The 1,329-nt window shown below is 33.2% G+C and carries 2 protein-coding genes; both read left to right on the top strand.

Annotated elements, in window-relative coordinates; genetic code table 11:
• Nucleotides 1-1,067, top strand: a 1,067-nt coding sequence (locus tag GQR46_RS19765; RefSeq protein WP_165742235.1) for a DUF262 domain-containing protein, incomplete at its 5' end; no start/stop codon positions are given.
• Nucleotides 1,060-1,329: hypothetical protein (locus tag GQR46_RS20590; protein WP_206009718.1), on the top strand; the 270-nt coding region annotated here is incomplete at its 3' end. The genes GQR46_RS19765 and GQR46_RS20590, both read left to right, overlap by 8 nt.

The following is a 1,329-nucleotide window of genomic DNA, read 5'->3' as shown; positions in this document are numbered from 1 at the left end:
TTTCATTCATCAGCTCTAAAGTATTTAAAATCCCAGCTTTTCAAAGGCATTATGTCTGGGATATAAAAAGAGCGTCTAAACTTATAGAGTCACTTTTAATTGGCCTACCCATACCACAGATATTCCTATATGAAAGTGGAAAAAATGAATTTCTAGTTATTGATGGTCAACAACGTCTAATGACTCTTTACTACTTTTTTAATGGTAGGTTCCCACGCAAAGAAAAGCGCTCTGAATTAAGGTCTATTTTTGATGAAGAAGGCCACATTCCTGATAATATCATGCAAGATGACACATACTTTCAAAGATTTAACTTACGCTTAGATGGTTTAGTTGATGGTCAAGATAATCGTTTTAATGGTAAAAACTATAAGACATTAGGTGATAATCAAATGGCCCTAAACTTAGCGACCATAAGAAATATGATCATTAAACCTGTAACAAATGATGATGAAGAAGATGGGGCAATGTTTGAAATATTTAACCGTTTGAACAGTGGTGGTATGAATTTAACCCCGCAGGAAATTAGGATGAGCTTATATCATTCAAAATTCAATGTCAGTTTAATAAAACTAAATGAAAATGAAGTTTGGCGAAAAGTAATATTAGGTAAAGAAATAGTTGATATGAGGCTTAATGACGTAGAAGCAATATTAAGGACTATTGCAATGGTTCATAGCCGCGAAAGCTATAAAACCACAATTTCTGGTTTTCTAAATACATTTTCAAATGCTACCAAATCTTTTACTCAAGAAGATAATGAGTTCTTTAAAGAACTTTGGAGTGGTTTCATGGAAGCATGTAAAAGTATTAAAATCGAAGACTTCAGAACTGGTGCGAATAGACTAAGTATTACTTTATTTGAGTCCGTATTTTATGCTGCTTGTCGTGAGTCCGTTGAAACAAGGAAAGTAAGTATTCCTGATATTACTTCGGAGTTTCTAAATCAACTAAAAGCTGATGAAAAATTTAAGGAGTCTAGTACAGGAAAGACAACTCGAAGAGAGAGCGTTGAAAAAAGAACTGATCGAGCTAGATATATGCTGCAGGAATATATGAATGCCTAATAACGACTCAGGGCGTAAGGCTATAACTGCATTGTACGAAGACTATGAGAACAATTACAATTTTTTGCTTAGTAAAAGCCATATAAGCATTGCTAACGATTATAAATCTCAGTACTCAAAGGTAATGCTTTTATCAACCGCAAGCTACTTTGAAAATAAAGTAATTAAAATCATGTTGGATATATTAAATCCAAATACCTGCTTAATAACTCGTGGATTTATGGAAACAAAGGCGCTTAAAAGACAATACCACACACTATTT

It is taken from the genome of Pseudoalteromonas sp. Z1A6 (genome assembly GCF_011378745.1).
GTDB classification, from domain to species: domain Bacteria; phylum Pseudomonadota; class Gammaproteobacteria; order Enterobacterales; family Alteromonadaceae; genus Pseudoalteromonas; species Pseudoalteromonas arctica.
This window is presented reverse-complemented; position numbering and strand designations above follow the sequence as displayed.